The sequence below is a fragment of the Arthrobacter sp. NPDC056493 genome, assembly GCF_042795115.1.
In the GTDB taxonomy this organism is placed as follows: Bacteria; Actinomycetota; Actinomycetes; order Actinomycetales; family Micrococcaceae; genus Arthrobacter.
The window spans coordinates 1-16,402 of the sequence record NZ_JBHTSL010000061.1; the positions used below are offsets into that span (position 1 = coordinate 1).

The window sequence follows — 16,402 nt, forward strand, 5'->3', positions numbered from 1 at the left end:
TCCCAGCCGTGGGAACGCCCCCTGCTGCTACGCAGTTGGGTTAGTCCGCTGCACCGTCTCCCGCGCGGCCAGCCAGCCCAGGGCGGCGACCAGCAGCACGGCGCCGGTCGCAGCGAACGCCCAGCTGTAACCAAACCGGTCCGCCAGCAGGCCAACCAGCACTGGTCCGAGGATGGCGCCGATGTCGGAGGTCATCTGGTAGGCCGCCAGCACCGGTCCGCCCGAGCGTTCGCGGCCGATCACATCGGCAACCGCCGCCTGCTGCGCCGGGTTCAGCATTCCGGCACCCACTCCCGCCAGCATCGACGCAGCGAGGAACCATCCGAGCCCCTGGGTGAGTCCGATCCCCGCGGTGGCCGCGCCGGTGACCATGAGCCCGGCCACCATCATCGGCTTCCGGCCCAGGCTGTCCGCCAGCCGGCCCGATACGGTCAGGGCGAGGGCGTTCCCGGCAGCGTAGACTGCCAGCGCCCAGCCGGCCGCCCCTGGGCCGGAGCCCAGGGCCGTGACGGCAAACAGCGGCACCGTGGCCATGCGCACGCCAAACGTCGCCCAGCCATTCGCGAAGCTGGAGAGCATGGCTGCCCGGTAGGCGCTGTCGCCGACGGCCTCGCCGAGTTTCATGGCCGGCGCGCCCGTTGCCTCGCCTCGGGCTGACCCGGGTACATGGCTGAGCTGCGTCTGCACCACCAGGGCCGCGAGGACGAGGGCGCCGGCGTAGGCCAGGAACGGGACGCGCAGGCCGAAGCCCGCCAGCAGGCCGCCGACGATCGGCCCGCAGACGTTGCCGATCAGGAACGCCGACGCGTACGCACCCGATACCCGGCCACGGCTCTCCGGCGGCGCCAGCCTGATGACCAAGGCCATCGAGGCCACTGTGAACATGACCGACCCCGCGCCGCCCAGCCCGCGGAACACCAGCAGCTGCCAGTAGCTCTGGGCAAAGGCGCAGGCGGCGGTGGACGCCGCCACGATGAGCAGCCCGGCTACGTAGACCGGCCGCTCGCCGAGCCTGCCGATGAGGGCGCCGCCGGCGGGCGCGAACAGCAGCCGCATGAACGCAAAGATACTTACGATGACGGCGGCGGCCGTAGCCCCGACGTCGAACGTGGTGGCGAACTGAGGCAGCACCGGAGCCACGAGGCCGAAGCCCAGCGCGATTAGGAAGGCTGCGACCAGCATCACCTTGATGTCACGTGGCAGCGGAGTGCCGTCGGTGCGGCGGCCCACACTGAACCGGGGTTTGCCCGCGGCGTTACGGGGGAGTGGCGTCATGAAGCGGGGAATCCTTGCGAAACGGGCGGGACGGGCATTTGTGGCGGCTGAAACATAACCGTAACAAGCAGGATATGCACCATTTACGTCAGGGAGGTTGTTGTAACAGACCGGCAATCTAAATCCTCCGCCAGCGAAACACACCGCGGCAAAACTTGATTCAGGACGCAAAAGGCGTTGGGCAGGCGGATCACTCCGCAGCATTCGATCAAGGGAGGACGTGCACCATGGAACTTACCGCAGGTCACGTATGGCTCATGGTGGCGGCGGCACTTGTGCTGTTCATGACACCAGGTCTGGCATTTTTCTACGGCGGCATGACGCGCGCCAAGGCAGCACTGAACATGATGATGATGAGCTTCATCTCCATCGGCATGGTCGGCGTGGTGTGGGTACTCTGGGGCGCATCGATGAGCTCCGGTGAGGGTTTCCTGGAGATTGTCGGGAACCCGTTCGCCACGTTCGGCCTCGAGGGCATCACCACCCCTGACGGCCTCATCAAGGTTGGCTACGCGGCCACCTTCGCAATCATCACGGTTGCCCTCATCAGCGGCGCGATCGCAGACCGCGCCAAGTTCGGCGCCTGGAGCGTCTTCGTGCCTGTCTGGGTCACCCTGGTGTACTGCCCCCTCGCCTACATGGTCTGGGGTGGCGGCCTCTTCGGTCCCGAGGGTGCGATCGGCAAGGCCCTCGGCCCCGCGATCGACTTCGCCGGCGGCACCGTGGTTCACATCAACGCCGGTGTGGCAGCACTGATCCTGGTCCTCATCATCGGCAACCGCAAGGGCTTCGGCAAGGACCCGAACCACCGCCCGCACAACATCCCGTTCGTCATGCTCGGCGCGGCCATTCTGTGGTTCGGCTGGTTCGGCTTCAACGGCGGCGCCGCCACCACCGCGGAACAGGCCGGCCTGATCTGGGTCAACACCCTCGCCGCTCCCGCTGCTGCCATGCTCGGCTGGCTGGTCACCGAACGTGTCCGTGATGGCCACCCCACCTCGCTGGGTGCTGCCTCCGGTGTCGTCGCCGGCCTCGTCGCCATCACCCCGGCCTGTGCAAACGTCAGCCCGGTCGGTGCCCTCGGACTCGGCGTCGTTGCCGGTGTGGCCTCCGCCCTCGCCGTCGGCCTCAAGTTCCGCTGGGGCTTCGATGACTCGCTGGACGTCGTGGGTGTGCACCTTGTCTCCGGCATCATCGGCACCGTGGCCCTCGGCTTCATCGCCCTTCCGACCGACGGCGTGGGCGGCGGCCTGTTCTACGGCGGCGGCTTCACGCAGCTCTGGGCCCAGCTGGCGGCAGCAGGGATCTCGATCGCCTACTCGGCCATCCTGACCACGATCATCGCGCTGGCCATCCACAAGACCATGGGATTCCGTGTCTCCCAGGAGCAGGAAGCGGTGGGCGTGGACCTCAGCCTGCACGCAGAAACCGCCTACGAGTTCGGCGTCGGCGGCCACGGCGGCAGCTTCCAGCCCCTGCATGAGCTGATCACCGGCGGGCACACCAGCGGCACGGACGCGGTTCCTGCAGGCAGCGACGGCAAGAAGACAGAAGCAGCAACAGGTAAGGAAAGCGTGGGGGCATGAAACTGATCACAGCAATCGTTCGTCCGGAGAAGCTCGAGTCGATCCGCGAAGGCCTGGAGGCCTACGGGGTCCAGGGCCTGACGGTCAGCGCGGCCAGCGGCTACGGCCGGCAGCGGGGCTACACCGAGGTCTACCGCGGCGCCGAGTACAACGTGGACCTGCTGCCCAAGATCCGCGTCGAGGTGCTGGCAACGGACGAACAGGCTGACGACATCCTTGATGTCATCATCGCCAGCTCCAACACGGGCCGCGCCGGCGACGGCAAGGTCTGGACGGTCGATGTCTTCGAAGCAGTGCGGGTGCGGACGGGTGAACGCGGCGTAGCCGCCATCTAGCACCTGCCACCAGCCCAACGCAGCGGGAGGGCCGGTCACCATACAACGGTGGCCGGCCCTCCCCTCGGGTTAAGCCCGGTTGAGGCGGGAAGCCTATTTCGGGGCGGGCCCGTCGGAGCCCGCCCGGTATTCCTCCAGCGGAACCTTGCCCGCTGCCCAGGCAGCCAGCACCGGCTCCACGATCCGCCAGCACTCCTCTGCGGTGTCGCCCCTGACGGACAGCAGGGGATCGCCGCTCAGGACGCCTTCCAGCACTTCGCCGTAAGGCAGCAGCTCGGAGGCGTTGAGCTCGGCCACAAGCGCGGCGCGGTCCAGGCTGAAGATGTCCCCGGGGCCGTTGACGTCGACGTCGAGCTCCAGGGTGTCCGGACCGAACCCGATCCGGAGCTTGTTGGGGGCGTCCCGGCCTGTGAAGCCGGCGGGCAGGTGCGGAACCGGCCGGAAGGTGACCACCGCTTCCTTGCGCTTGTCCCCGAGGGCCTTGCCGGAGCGCAGGATGAACGGCACGCCCTTCCATCGCCAGTTATCGATGTCCACGCGGACCTCGGCCAGGGTCTCCGTGTGCCTGTCCGGGTCCACGCCGTCCTCGCGCGCGTAATCGGGGACGTCCTTGCCGTTGAGGCTGCCCGCGAGGTAGCGCGCCCGCCGGGTGCTGTCCGTGTACGGCGGCTTGATGCTGCTGGCCCTTAGGACCGCGCCGATGGCATCGCGGAGGTCGCGCTCGCCGATGGTGGCCGGCGGTTCGATGGCCAGCAGCGCCATGATCTGCAGCAGGTGGCTCTGGATCATGTCGCGCAGTGCTCCCGCGCCGTCGTAGTAACGCGCCCGGTCCTCGAGCGCCAGGTCCTCATCGAAGATGATTTCCACCTTGGAGATGTGTTGGCGGTTCCAGACCGGCTCCAGGAAGTTGTTGGCGAACCGCAGGCCGAGGATGTTCAGGACAGTGGCCTTGCCCAGGAAGTGGTCCACCCGGTGGATGTGGTCCTCGGGGACCAAGGTCAGGAGCGTCCGGTTGAGTTCACGGGCGGACTCCTCGCCGGAGCCGAAGGGCTTCTCCATGACCAGCCGGGTGCCGGCGGGGACCTGCTCGGGGCGCAGGATCTCGCAGGCCTTCTGGCTCACGTGGGGCGGCAGGGCGAAGTAGACGGCGACCGGACCCTCGAGGCCGGCCAGGAGCTGCGCGAGCGGGCCGTCCGCGGTGACGTCGGCCTGATGGTACTCCGTGGACTTTGCCATGGCCGCCAGCGCATCCTTGCCGGCGTCGTCCGCCTTTTCGGCGGCGGCGTCAAAGGCGGTGTGCACGCGGTCCTGCCACTGTTCCCGTGACCACGGATCCGAACCGGCCCCCACGAGCAACAGGCCGGCGGCGCGGCCGGTGGCCACCAGCCTGGCCAGGCCGGGGAGGAGGAGCCGGCCGGTGAGATCGCCGGAGGCACCGAGGATGAGCAGGGTTTTTACAGTCGTTTGGCTCGTCACCCTGCCAGCATGCCATCTTGAAGGCGTGTCTTGATACCCTAGATAGTCGAGTCCCGTACATCCACTGAAAGAAGTGCACGGCGCGTGTTCAATTCACTCTCTGACCGGTTGACAGCAACCTTCAAGAACCTTCGCGGCAAGGGCCGCCTCACCGAGGCAGATGTCGACGCCACAGTCCGCGAGATCCGGCGCGCCCTGCTGGATGCGGATGTTGCCGTGCCCGTGGTCCGGGAATTCACCGGGCGGGTCCGTGAGCGCGCGCTGGGCGCCGAGGTCTCCGGGGCCCTGAACCCCAGCCAGCAGATCGTGAAGATCGTCAACGAGGAGCTTGTTGAGATCCTCGGCGGCGAGACGCGGCGCATCCGGATGGCCAAGACAGGGCCCACGATCATCATGCTCGCCGGCCTCCAGGGTGCCGGCAAGACCACCCTGGCCGGAAAGCTCGCCAAGTGGATGAAGGCACAGGGCCACAGCCCCATCCTTGTCGCCTGCGACCTCCAGCGCCCCAACGCCGTGACGCAGCTGCAGGTTGTGGGCCAGCGCGCGGGAGTTCCCGTCTTCGCGCCGCACCCGGGCGCCACCTCCGAGCTGGCCCACCCGGCCGGCGACCCCGTCGCCGTGGCACGGGCCGGCGTCGATGAAGCGCGCCAGAAGCTGCACGACGTCGTCATCGTGGACACCGCCGGCCGCCTCGGCGTCGACGCCGACATGATGGAGCAGGCACGGCAGATCCGCCGGGCCATTGTGCCCAATGAAGTCCTCTTCGTGATCGACTCCATGATCGGCCAGGACGCCGTCAACACGGCCACCGCTTTCGACGAGGGCGTGAACTTCACGGGCATCGTGCTGTCAAAGCTCGACGGCGACGCGCGCGGCGGCGCCGCGCTGTCCGTTTCGTCGGTCACCGGCAAGCCGGTGATGTTCGCCTCGACCGGTGAAAGCCTGGACGACTTCGAACTGTTCCACCCGGACCGGATGGCCTCGCGCATCCTGGACATGGGTGACGTCCTGTCCCTCATTGAGCAGGCTGAAAAGTCCTGGGACAAGGAAGAAGCCGCCCGGATGGCGAAGAAGTTCGCCGACCAGGAGGACTTCACGCTGGATGACTTCCTCGCGCAGATGCAGCAGATCCGCAAAATGGGCTCCATGAAGAAGATGCTCATGATGATGCCCGGCGCGCAGAACATCCGGCAGCAGCTGGAGCAGTTCGACGAGCGCGAAATCGACCGGGTGGAGGCCATTGTCCGCTCGATGACCCCGCACGAGCGCGTTGCGCCGAAGATCATCAACGGTTCGCGCAGGGCCCGCATCGCCCGCGGCTCGGGCGTGCACGTGTCCGAGGTCAACGGGCTGCTGGAACGCTTCGCCCAGGCCCAGAAGATGATGAAGAAGATGGCCCAGGGCGGCGGCATGCCGGGAATGCCCGGGATGCCCGGCATGGGCGCAGGCGGTGCCCGCAAGGGCGGCAAGAACGCGCCCAAGAAGAAGGCCCGCTCCGGCAATCCTGCCAAGGCGGCACAGGAGCTTCGCGAGGCGGAGGCCCGGCGGGCAGGGGCATCCAAGGCGGTGCCCACCGGAGCTGCCTTCGGCCAGCAGTCCGGCGACTTCGATCCGTCCCAGCTGAACCTGCCGAAGGGCTTCGACAAGTTCATGGGCGGCAATTAGGGCGCTCGGTCATGTCGGCCGGCGCCGATGTCAGACCGCTGCCATAAGGTTGGGTCATGTATAAGCAGCGGGTAGTGTTCGTGCACGGTGCCGGGAATTTCGGCTCAGCGGCGTGGCCGCGCCAGCACGGCATGGCCCTGCAGTACGACGCCCTGTTCCTGCGGCGCCACGGCTTTGACGCCGAGGCCGAACCGCTGGAGACCGACTTCGCCGAGGACGCCCGCATTGTGCTGCGGTCCCTGGCTGATGACGGCCGCGGGGCCGCCGGGGGCCATGTGGTGGCGCATTCGCAGGGCGCCATCGCCGCGATGATGGCCGCCGTCGAACGCCCGGACCTGGTCTTCTCGCTGACGCTCGTGGAACCGGCCTGCCTGTCGCTCACCGCAGAGTTGCCTGCCACCGCCGCGCACCGCGCCCTGATGGAGCCGCTGTTCGAGGTACGGCACCAGCTCGGCGATGACGACTACGAACGCGAGTTCCTGCGCCGCGCCTTCGCCGCTGACACACCGGAGCCCAGCACCCCCGAAGCGAAGCGCGCCGCGCGCCGGCTGCGCCTGCAGGCACCGCCGTGGCAGGCGCCGCTGCAGATCGTGCCGGGAGTACCCACCCTGGTCCTCACCGGCGGCTGGGAGCCGCTGTACGAGGAAATAGCCGGCTACCTGCGCGAGACCGGCGCCGTGCACCGCATCGCTGCGGGCGGGCACCGGCCGCACGACTCACCGGAAGGCGACCGCTACATTCGCGCGTTCATCGCCGAAGTCAGCCGCCGGGACCAGCCGAGGGCCTCCTGACGGACCCAGCGTCTGAGAGACACAGCGTCTGAGAGACACAGCGTCCTGACGGACGTTCCGGGAGCCCGCCCGGCCGGCCCCCAATGCCAGCCGGACAGAACCCGGGGAGCCGTTAGTTGCGCGCCGACTCCGGAAGCCGCAGCTCGGGCAGGTACACCTTTCCGCCCGCAGCGAGGAATTCCTGGCTCTTCTCGCGCATGCCCTCCGCCATTTCGGCGAGGGCGGCCTGGGCTTCGGCCGAGCCGTACTCGTTCCGGATGTCCTGGCTGATCCGCATGGAGCAGAACTTGGGCCCGCACATCGAGCAGAAGTGCGCTGTCTTGGCGGGTTCCGCCGGCAGCGTCTCGTCGTGGAAGGACTCGGCGGTCACCGGGTCGAGCGACAGCGCGAACTGGTCGCGCCACCGGAACTCGAACCGGGCCTTGGACAGTGCATCGTCCCGCTCGTTCGCGCCGGGGTGCCCCTTGGCGAGGTCGGCGGCGTGCGCGGCTATCTTGTATGTGATGACGCCCGTCTTCACGTCATCCTTGTTCGGCAGGCCCAGGTGTTCCTTCGGCGTGACGTAGCAGAGCATGGCCGTGCCGTAGCGGGCGATTTCGGTGGCGCCGATGGCCGAGGTGATGTGGTCGTAGCCGGGGGCCACGTCCGTGACCAGCGGGCCCAGCGTGTAGAAGGGCGCACCCTTGCAGAGTTCCTGCTGGCGCTCAACGTTTTCGCGCACCAGGTGGAACGGGATGTGACCCGGCCCCTCGACCATGACCTGCACGTCGTACTCCCAGGCTCGCTGGGTCAGCTCGGCCAGGGTGTCCAGTTCGGCGAACTGCGCGGCGTCGTTGGCGTCCGCCGTCGCGCCCGGCCGAAGACCGTCACCCAGCGAGAAGGCGACGTCGTACTTGGCGAAGATCTCGCAAAGCTCGTCGAAGTGGGTGTACAGGAAGTTTTCCTGGTGGTGGGCCAGGCACCAGCCGGCCATGATCGAACCACCGCGGGAGACGATGCCGGTGACGCGGTTCGCCGTGAGCGGCACGTAGCGCAGCAGCACGCCGGCGTGGATGGTCATGTAGTCCACACCCTGTTCGCACTGTTCGATGACGGTGTCGCGGAAGATTTCCCAGGTGAGCGCGTTCGCTTCGCCGTTGACCTTTTCCAGGGCCTGGTAAATCGGCACGGTGCCGATCGGCACGGGGGAGTTGCGGATGAGCCACTCACGCGTGGTGTGGATGTCGTCGCCCGTGGACAGGTCCATGACCGTGTCGGCGCCCCACTGGGTGGCCCACTGCAGCTTGTCCACCTCCTCCGCGATGGAGCTGGTGACGGCCGAGTTGCCGATGTTGGCGTTGATCTTCACCAGGAACGCCTTGCCGATGATCATCGGCTCGGATTCCGGGTGGTTGATGTTGGTGGGGATGATGGCCCGTCCGGCGGCGAGTTCGCTCCGGACCAGTTCCACATCGCAGTTTTCGCGGAGGGCCACGAAGCGCATTTCCGGGGTGATGACGCCCTGCCGTGCGTAATGCATCTGCGTGACGGTCTTGCCTTCCGCCGCACGGCGGGGCACCGGCCGGGCGCCCTTCCACTCGGCGGAAGCCGCGCCGCGGCGCACGGCTGACTTGCCGTCGTCGAGCAGGTTCCGTTCGCGTCCGTCGTACGGCTCCGTGTCTTCGCGTGCCGCAATCCATTCCGAGCGGAACGGCGCGAGGCCCACCACCGGATCGCTGCCCGGACCCGCCGTGCGGTAAACCCGTAGCGGTTCGTTCTGGTCGCCGTTCGGTGAAGGCTCAAGGGCGATTTCCGTTACCGGCACCCGCAGGCCCTCGCCTTCGAGATAGGCCAGTGAATGGGATTTCAGCGACTGCGTGACGCTGCCGGCAGCACTACCGGCGGCTTCACTTTGGGCCGCATCAATCTGGGCAGGGATCAGCTGTGATTTCTGGGTGCTCAATTTACTGCTCACTTCCTTCGCCGGCATTACCCGGACAGGTTCAACGGTCGCAGGCTGCGCCAGCCTGATCTCAGCCCCTGCAGGGGCCCCCGTGTGGTCGTAGACGAAGCTACCACAGCTGCGGCTTAGGCTGGTGTCATGGCGCACATCATCGAATTCAGCGGATCCGTGCTCACTGCGGCGGATGAGGAACGCCGCGGGCTCTGGTCCGTGGACGGGAAGCTGACGTTTGATCCGCCGGGCCAGCGGCCGGACGCCGTTCTTGACGGCTGGGTCCTGCCCGGTTTCGCGGACGCCCACTGCCACATCGGATTGGGCCCGGGCGGTGCTGTGGAAGACGACGTGGCCTACGCCCAGGCCGTGACGGACCGCAACGCCGGCACGCTGCTGGTCCGCGACGCCGGGGCCGCCAGCGACACCCGGTGGCTGCAGCAGCGGGCCGACACGCCGCGGATCATCCGGGCCGGCCGGCACGTTGCACGGTCCCGCCGGTACCTGAGGAACTTCGCCGTGGAGGTCGAGCCGGAGGGCCTCGTGGAGGCGGTGCGCAAGCAGGCGCGGGAAGGGGACGGCTGGGTCAAGCTCGTGGGGGACTGGATCGACCGGACCGCCGGCGACCTCGCGCCGTCGTTCCCTGCCGCGGCCGTGCGGGACGCCGTCCGGGCAGCCCACGACGAGGGGGCCAGGGTCACGGCGCACTGCTTCGGGGAGGACACCCTGGATGACATGCTGGACGCCGGCATCGACTGCATCGAGCACGCCACGGGCCTGCTGCCCAGGCACATTCCGCGGCTCGTCGAGCAGCAGGTGCCGATCGTGCCGACACTGATCAACATCGCCACCTTCCCGGACATCGCCGCGCAGGCAGAGCCGAAGTTTCCGCGGTATGCGGAGCACATGCGCTCACTGTGGACCCGCCGTCGGGAGCGCGTCCTCGAAGCGTATGAGGCCGGCGTCGAAATTTACGCGGGAACGGATGCCGGCAGCGTGATCCGCCACGGCCGCATCGCGGACGAAATCCTTGAACTTCACGCCGCCGGACTGCCCGCACCGGCGGCGCTGGACGCGGCATGCTGGCGGGCGCGCCGCTGGCTGGGAGCCGACGGCCTGGCGGAAGGGGCGGCCGCGGACGTGGTGGTCTGCCGGGAGGACCCGCGCACCGTGCCGGAGACCATCCGCAGCCTCACGAATGTGGTGCTCCGGGGAAAGATCGTGCATTAGGAATAAATTGAAGCTTCAAGTAATTTAGAGATGTAGAGGCTGCCGAAACCCGGTGGTCCGGACATTCGGGAGTATTCAATGACAGCAGCAGACAGCAGCCAGGACTTGCTTCCTGCCAACCTCACCATGGGCACCGTCATGCTCAAGGTGGGCGACATGAAGCTCATGACCGATTACTACCAGCGCGCCCTCGGCCTCGACGTCGTCGCCGAGCAGGACGGCGGCCTCTACCTCGGCCGGCTCAAGACGCCCCTGGTGCACCTCGCGCCCGCTCCGGGCCTCAACATTCCCGGCCGGGGCGAGGCCGGCCTCTTCCACACAGCGCTCCTGTTCGAGGACCAGTCCTCGCTGGCCGCCACCATTGCCAGCGCGGCCCAGTACGAGCCGCAGGCCTTCGTGGGCAGCGCCGACCATCTGGTGAGCGAGGCCTTCTATTTCACCGACCCGGAAGGCAACGGGATCGAACTCTACTGGGACCGCCCGCGCGAGGCCTGGTCCTGGGACGGCAAGAACGTAGTCATGGACAGCCTGGCGCTGCCGCCGCAAAAGTACCTCCAGGACCACCTCACGCAGGAGTCTGTGGAAGGCCAGCGAGGCACCGACGCAGGCGTGGGCCACGTTCACCTGCAGGTGGGTGACGTGCAGTCAGCCCATGACTTCTACGTCGGCACCCTGGGATTCGAAAAGACGGCCGGCTGGCACGGCCAGGCGCTCTTTGTGTCGGCCGGCGGCTACCACCACCACATGGCCATGAATGTCTGGAACAGCCGTGGGGCGGGCCCGCGCCGCGACACCCTCGGCCTCGGTGAGGTCCTGATCGAAGTCCCGTCGGGGGACGACGTCGGCGCCCTCGCCGACCGCCTTAAGGTCGCCGGAGTCGAATCGCACCACACCGGCGCCGAGCTCCGGTTTCAGGATCCGTGGCGCAACCGCCTCCGCGTCGCCGTTCGATAACCAGCGCGCTAAGCCCGGCGAACCCGGTTGGGTTAGGCTGACATTCGAAGAGCCCCGGCGCCGCCGCTGCCGGGCGCGCACCGCCGACGGAATGAGGACGAATCCATGGGCTTCACCGAACTGTTTGTCGCCACCCACAATGACGCCCTCAAGCGTGCGGAGGCGCTGGAAGGCGGCGCCGCCGCCGGAGACGGCATCCGGATTGCCGGCATCAGTGATTTTGAGATCGAACAGCTTGGCGACCTCGCCGGTGCCGCGGTCCACGCCGCGGGCGCGGACTACGAACTGGCCATGGTTGACGTGGCAAGCGATTCACTGCTCGGCGTGCCGGCGGCGATGGTCCGGGCGCTGGCTGAGCTCCTCACGTATGAATCCGAGGGTGAGGGCAACGTTCTGGATGAGGTGGCCGAGCGCTGGGCCGCCGAGGACGACATGCCCTTTGGCGCCGGGGAAGCCAGGAACTACGTCCAGCAGCTGGCAGAGCTTGCCGGCACCGTGGAAGAAGGCAGCAGGACCGGCCTCTATGTCTGGTCTTCCTAGCGCAGCCTGCATTTCCGGGCACCAGCCAGACTCCGTCCGCATGTCAAGTCGAAATAACGCGGACGATCTGGCACAATAGACAGGTACTCGATCTGCGTGGCCCCTCTCTCCGCGTCCGGATCCTGTCCTTTTCGAACCCCCAAGTACGGCCCGCCCCACGGGTGCAGAACGCGGGTTCAACCCCGTTTCAGAAACAGGAGTGACCACAAAAGTGGCCGTAAAGATTCGCCTTAAGCGCTTCGGTAAGATGCGCGCACCGTACTACCGCATCGTTGTCGCCGATTCGCGCACCAAGCGTGATGGCCGTGCCATCGAAGAGATCGGCAAGTACCACCCCACCGAGGAGCCCTCATACATCGAGGTCAACTCCGAGCGTGCACAGTACTGGCTGTCCGTCGGCGCACAGCCGTCGGAGCAGGTCGCCGCGATCCTGAAGATCACCGGTGACTGGCAGAAGTTCAAGGGTCTGCCGGGCCAGGAAGGCACCCTGAAGACCAAGGCCGACAAGGAAGCATTCGTTGCTCCGGAGAAGGGTTCCGTGATCATCCCGGAAGCCATCACCAAGAAGGCCAAGGCATCGGAAGCCCCCGCCGAGGCTGAAGCAGAGACCACCGAGGCTGAGTAAGTTGCTGGCAGAAGCGCTCGAACACCTTGTCCGTGGCATTGTCGACTCCCCTGAGGATGTCAAGGTCAGTGCCAAGAACAACCGCCGCGGGGATACCCTCGAGGTGCGCGTTCACCAGGAAGACCTCGGACGGGTAATCGGACGCCAGGGCCGCACCGCGCGTGCGCTGCGCACAGTCGTGGCGGCGCTGGCAGATGGCGAGCAGGTCAGGGTCGACGTCGTCGACACCGACCGCCGCCGGTAACGCGCCTGCAACACTTGTCTTAACGTCCGGCCCCTCCACCAGCTACCGGTGGAGGGGCCGGACTGTTTTGGGCCCTGACTATTCAGGACGCCCGCAAAAGTCCTACCCCCGCATCAACACGCAGTCCAAACAGAGGAACACATGCAGCTTCAGGTGGCCCGTATCGGCAAGCCCCACGGAATCCGCGGCGAGGTGACCGTCCAGGTCCTCACCGACGCGCCGGAGGACAGGTTCGTTCCCGGCACCGAGTTCGTGGTGGAACCGGCCTCCGCGGGGCCGCTCACCGTGCGAAGCGCCCGCTGGAACAAGGACATCCTCCTGCTCGGTTTTGAGGAGGTGGCCGACCGGAACCGCGCCGAGACCCTGCGCGGCGCCAAGCTGTTTATCGAGACCGAAGAGCTTGGTGAGGACGACGACGAGGGCTGGTACGAACACGAGCTCGTCGGCCTCGAGGCCCGCGTCGGCTCCCGGGCCGTGGGCAAGGTCACCGCCCTGAACACCATGCCCGTGCAGGACCTGCTCGTCATCGAAACGCCGGACGGCAGGGAAATCCTCATCCCGTTCGTGGAACAGATCGTCCCCGAGGTGAACACTGAGGAGGGCTACGTCCTGCTCACGCCGCCGGCTGGCCTGCTCGAGATCAACGAGGACGGTGCCGGGGATCCGGAGACCAGCGGCTCGGGCTCCGATGAGGACTCCGCCGGGGACAACGCTGAGCCGGAGGCCAACGCGTAGATGAGAATCGACGTCGTCAGTATCTTTCCCGAGTACCTGGCACCGCTGGAACTGTCGCTCATCGGCAAGGCCCGCCAGGACGGGCTGCTGGACCTGAACGTGCACGATCTCCGCACCTTCACCGCGGACCGCCACCGTACCGTGGACGACACGCCTTACGGCGGCGGCGCCGGCATGGTGATGAAGGCCGAGCCGTGGGCCCTGGCGCTGGAGTCCGTGGCGGCCGCCCGGCCGGCCGGTGCGGCCAAGCCCGTGCTGATCGTTCCGTCCCCGGCGGGGGAGCGCTTCAACCAGGCGCTGGCCTACGAGCTTGCCGAGGAAGAGCAGCTGGTGTTCGCCTGCGGGCGCTACGAGGGCATTGACGAGCGCGTCATCGAATGGGCCGAGGAGCACTTTACCGTCCGCCCGGTCAGCCTCGGCGACTACGTCCTCAACGGCGGTGAAGTGGCCGTGCTGGCCATGGTGGAAGCCATCGGCCGGCTGCTCCCCGGCGTGGTGGGTAACCCCGAGTCACTCGTGGAGGAGTCGCATTCGGACGGCCTGCTCGAGTACCCCGTCTACACCAAGCCCTCGGTCTGGCGCGACCGGGAAGTCCCGGCCGTCCTGCTCAGCGGCAACCACGGCAAGATCGCGCAGTGGCGCCGGCACGAACAGTACCGAAGGACGGCGGAACGCCGTCCTGACCTGCTGCAGACGTTCGACGCCGGGACGCTGCCCCGCGCGGACCGCACCGCTCTCGCGGACCTGGGGTACGACGTCGTCGACGGTCACCTCAGGCCCCGGCCGGAAGTCTAGGCGGGTCCGGGCCGAGGTGCCGGGCGGGCCCAAAGGCCCTTAGTTGGTTTGTTCTGGTTGATTGTGGCAAAATTAGTCCTTGTGTCTGCTGGGTCCGCACCTGCCACAGGGGGAGCGCAACCAACAGCCAGACACCCCGGTGCCGCCAAAGGGTGGCGGAACCGGACCTCAACACTTCGGCGGCGATTCCCGGACTACTCCGGACTTGGCCGCCGTGACCCAAAGTGGATGACCTGTGGCGTTCACCAGGAGTGGATCAATGCATATCCTCGATTCCGTAGATGCAGCCTCGCTGCGCACTGACGTTCCCGAGTTCCGCGCGGGTGACACCCTCAAGGTTCACGTGAACATCATCGAAGGCAAGAACTCCCGTGTCCAGGTATTCCAGGGCTTCGTCCTGGGCCGCCAGGGTGACGGCGTCCGCGAAACCTTCACCGTCCGTAAGGTTTCCTTCGGTGTCGGCGTTGAGCGTACCTTCCCGGTGCACTCCCCGATCATCGACAAGATCGAGGTTGTCACAAAGGGTGACGTCCGCCGCGCCAAGCTTTACTACATGCGTGCACTGCGCGGTAAGGCTGCGAAGATCAAGGAAAAGCGCGACTTCAGCACCGCCAAGTAAGTCCAGCCGGACTTTCACGGCGGGTCCCCAACCCGTGTCCGGCCAGCGCCGGAGCCATCCGCAACAGCGCCACAGGATACGGATTATGGACCAGACAAAGCGCCAGCCAGGGAAACCGGGCTGGCGTTTTGCGTTGCTGGCAGTGCTGGCTGCCGTCCTGGCCAGCGGGCTGATCCGCTCCCTTTGGCTGGACGTCTATTACATTCCATCCGCCTCCATGGAGCCGCTGTTCGGCACGGGTGACCGGATCCTGGTGTCCCGCACGGCCTTCCAGTCTGAACCGATCCGCCGCGGCGACGTCGTCGTGTTCGACGGCCGCGGCTCGTTCGCACCGCTGAACAGCGGGGAAGGTCCGGTGCAGGAAGCAGCGGCCGCGGCAGGGCACTGGCTGGGACTGACCGGCAGTGATACTACATATGTAAAGCGGGTCATCGGGCTCCCCGGCGACCACGTGGTCTGTTGCGACGCCGGCAAACGCCTCACAGTCAACGGTCAGCCGCTCGTGGAACCCTACCTGTATGACGGTGATGCCGCGAGCACCCAGAAGTTCGACGTGACTGTTCCGGAGGGCCGGCTGTGGCTGCTCGGTGACCACCGGTCGGTGTCCGCGGACTCGCGCAGCCTGCTGGGGGCGCCGGGCGGCGGCATGGTGCGGTCGGACAGGGTGATCGGCAGGCCGGTACAGATTCTCTGGCCGCTTGATAGATTTGCGTCAGTGGCGCGGCCGCCGTTGGCGGCCATTACAACAACTAAGGACGGACAGTAGATGCCGGAAATTGATCCCGGGAGCTCCGAACCGCGGCAGGCCGCCGCGCGGCCGGGACGGCATGCCGCCCAAGAGCCCGTTCCTGAGGTGTCCGCCCCAGGCGGATCCGGACCAGGATCACCTGCTCCTGCCGGCCCCCGCCGCCAGGAAAAGGCCCGTGCCCGCAACCCATTCCTGCTGTGGCTGAAGGAGATCGCCACGGTGGTGGTGATCGCCGTCGTGCTGTCCTTCCTCATCAAAACCTTCCTGTTCCGGGCCTTCTACATTCCGTCCGAGTCGATGGTTAACACGCTGGACATCAACGACCGCATCTTCGTGAACCTCCTTGTTCCGGAGCCGTTCGCCCTGGAGCGCGGGGACGTAGTGGTCTTCAAGGACACCAAGGGCTGGCTGCCACCCACACCGCAAAAGGCCGACGGCCCGTTCAGCGTTGTGGAGGACGGGCTGACCTTCGTGGGCCTGCTGCCGGACAACTCCGAGCAGCACCTGGTCAAGCGGGTCATCGGGCTCCCCGGGGACCACGTTGTCTGCTGCGACGCCGGAGGCAAGATCACCGTCAACGGCGCCGCACTGGATGAGAAGTACGTCAATCCTGCCGAGGTTCCGGCAGTGCGCACCTTCGACGTCGTCGTCCCGCAGGGCAAAGTCTGGGTGATGGGGGACAACCGCAACCACTCGGCGGATTCCCGTGCCCACACCGACACCAGCGGCGGCTTCGTGGACATCGCGGACATCGAAGGCAAGGCAGCGGTCATCGCCTGGCCGATGAACCGCTGGGCGGCCCTGGACAACTATCCCGACGTCTTCAAGAATGTGCCCTCGGCAGGTTAGCC

17 protein-coding genes and 1 riboswitch are annotated in these 16,402 nt (G+C 67.0%); of the genes, 14 read left to right on the plus strand and 3 right to left on the minus strand.

The window, feature by feature from the left end:
- Positions 1-27: 27 nt before the first annotated feature.
- Entirely contained in the window at positions 28-1,275 is a 1,248-nt protein-coding gene (locus tag ACFQ50_RS19875) for an MFS transporter (RefSeq protein ID WP_377997354.1), read from the minus strand.
- 227 nt (positions 1,276-1,502) lie between these two features.
- On the opposite strand from ACFQ50_RS19875, the gene ACFQ50_RS19880 reads away from it, so the two are divergent.
- Positions 1,503-2,861 carry an ammonium transporter gene (locus ACFQ50_RS19880; protein WP_377997355.1) on the plus strand — a complete coding sequence of 453 codons (1,359 nt, stop codon included), beginning with the start codon at positions 1,503-1,505 and terminating at the stop codon, positions 2,859-2,861.
- Entirely contained in the window at positions 2,858-3,196 is a 339-nt protein-coding gene (locus ACFQ50_RS19885; RefSeq protein WP_003806050.1) for a P-II family nitrogen regulator, read from the plus strand. The genes ACFQ50_RS19880 and ACFQ50_RS19885 overlap by 4 nt, the downstream gene beginning before the upstream one ends.
- A 93-nt stretch (positions 3,197-3,289) precedes the next feature.
- Here the strand turns inward: ACFQ50_RS19885 and ACFQ50_RS19890 are convergent, their stop codons facing one another.
- Entirely contained in the window at positions 3,290-4,672 is a 1,383-nt protein-coding gene (locus ACFQ50_RS19890; RefSeq protein ID WP_377997356.1) for a glucose-6-phosphate dehydrogenase, read from the minus strand.
- A gap of 84 nt (positions 4,673-4,756) precedes the next feature.
- Here ACFQ50_RS19890 and ffh point away from each other — a divergent pair, with 84 nt between their 5' ends.
- The gene (gene ffh, locus ACFQ50_RS19895; RefSeq protein WP_377997357.1) at positions 4,757-6,337 is read left to right on the plus strand and encodes a signal recognition particle protein; all 1,581 of its coding nucleotides are present in this window, start codon (positions 4,757-4,759) and stop codon (positions 6,335-6,337) included.
- Positions 6,338-6,393: 56 nt separating this feature from the next.
- A complete protein-coding gene (locus ACFQ50_RS19900) occupies positions 6,394-7,128 on the plus strand; it encodes an alpha/beta fold hydrolase (protein WP_377997358.1) in 735 nt (244 codons plus the stop codon).
- A gap of 112 nt (positions 7,129-7,240) precedes the next feature.
- Here the strand turns inward: ACFQ50_RS19900 and thiC are convergent, their stop codons facing one another.
- Positions 7,241-9,070, minus strand: coding sequence for a phosphomethylpyrimidine synthase ThiC (gene thiC / locus ACFQ50_RS19905; RefSeq protein WP_377997359.1), 1,830 nt, complete (start codon positions 9,068-9,070; stop codon positions 7,241-7,243).
- Positions 9,066-9,173, minus strand: a riboswitch (TPP riboswitch). Its footprint overlaps the gene before it by 5 nt.
- Positions 9,174-9,208: 35 nt before the next feature.
- Between thiC and ACFQ50_RS19910 the strand changes: the two genes are divergently transcribed.
- The 10 genes from ACFQ50_RS19910 (at position 9,209) to lepB (ACFQ50_RS19955) (ending at position 16,400) form a co-directional block, all read left to right on the plus strand.
- Positions 9,209-10,291 (plus strand): amidohydrolase family protein, encoded by a 1,083-nt coding sequence (locus ACFQ50_RS19910; RefSeq protein ID WP_377997360.1) that lies wholly within the window; start codon positions 9,209-9,211, stop codon positions 10,289-10,291.
- 78 nt (positions 10,292-10,369) lie between these two features.
- A complete protein-coding gene (locus ACFQ50_RS19915) occupies positions 10,370-11,245 on the plus strand; it encodes a VOC family protein (RefSeq protein ID WP_377997361.1) in 876 nt (291 codons plus the stop codon).
- A gap of 105 nt (positions 11,246-11,350) precedes the next feature.
- Positions 11,351-11,785 (plus strand): hypothetical protein, encoded by a 435-nt coding sequence (locus ACFQ50_RS19920; protein ID WP_377997362.1) that lies wholly within the window; start codon positions 11,351-11,353, stop codon positions 11,783-11,785.
- A gap of 211 nt (positions 11,786-11,996) precedes the next feature.
- Entirely contained in the window at positions 11,997-12,410 is a 414-nt protein-coding gene (gene rpsP / locus ACFQ50_RS19925) for a 30S ribosomal protein S16 (protein WP_102972220.1), read from the plus strand.
- Between the two features lies 1 nt (position 12,411).
- Entirely contained in the window at positions 12,412-12,654 is a 243-nt protein-coding gene (locus ACFQ50_RS19930) for an RNA-binding protein (RefSeq protein WP_076802241.1), read from the plus strand.
- Between the two features lie 141 nt (positions 12,655-12,795).
- The gene (gene rimM / locus ACFQ50_RS19935) at positions 12,796-13,389 is read left to right on the plus strand and encodes a ribosome maturation factor RimM (protein WP_377997363.1); all 594 of its coding nucleotides are present in this window, start codon (positions 12,796-12,798) and stop codon (positions 13,387-13,389) included.
- Positions 13,390-14,184 carry a tRNA (guanosine(37)-N1)-methyltransferase TrmD gene (gene trmD, locus ACFQ50_RS19940; RefSeq protein ID WP_377997364.1) on the plus strand — a complete coding sequence of 265 codons (795 nt, stop codon included), beginning with the start codon at positions 13,390-13,392 and terminating at the stop codon, positions 14,182-14,184.
- A 259-nt stretch (positions 14,185-14,443) separates the two neighbouring features.
- Complete coding sequence (gene rplS, locus ACFQ50_RS19945) at positions 14,444-14,803, plus strand: 50S ribosomal protein L19 (RefSeq protein WP_079598963.1); 360 nt, start codon at positions 14,444-14,446, stop codon at positions 14,801-14,803.
- Positions 14,804-14,888: 85 nt separating this feature from the next.
- A complete protein-coding gene (gene lepB / locus ACFQ50_RS19950) occupies positions 14,889-15,569 on the plus strand; it encodes a signal peptidase I (protein ID WP_377997365.1) in 681 nt (226 codons plus the stop codon).
- Positions 15,570-16,400: a signal peptidase I gene (gene lepB / locus ACFQ50_RS19955; protein WP_377997366.1), complete on the plus strand. Its 831-nt coding sequence runs from the start codon at positions 15,570-15,572 to the stop codon at positions 16,398-16,400.
- Positions 16,401-16,402: the final 2 nt, after the last annotated feature.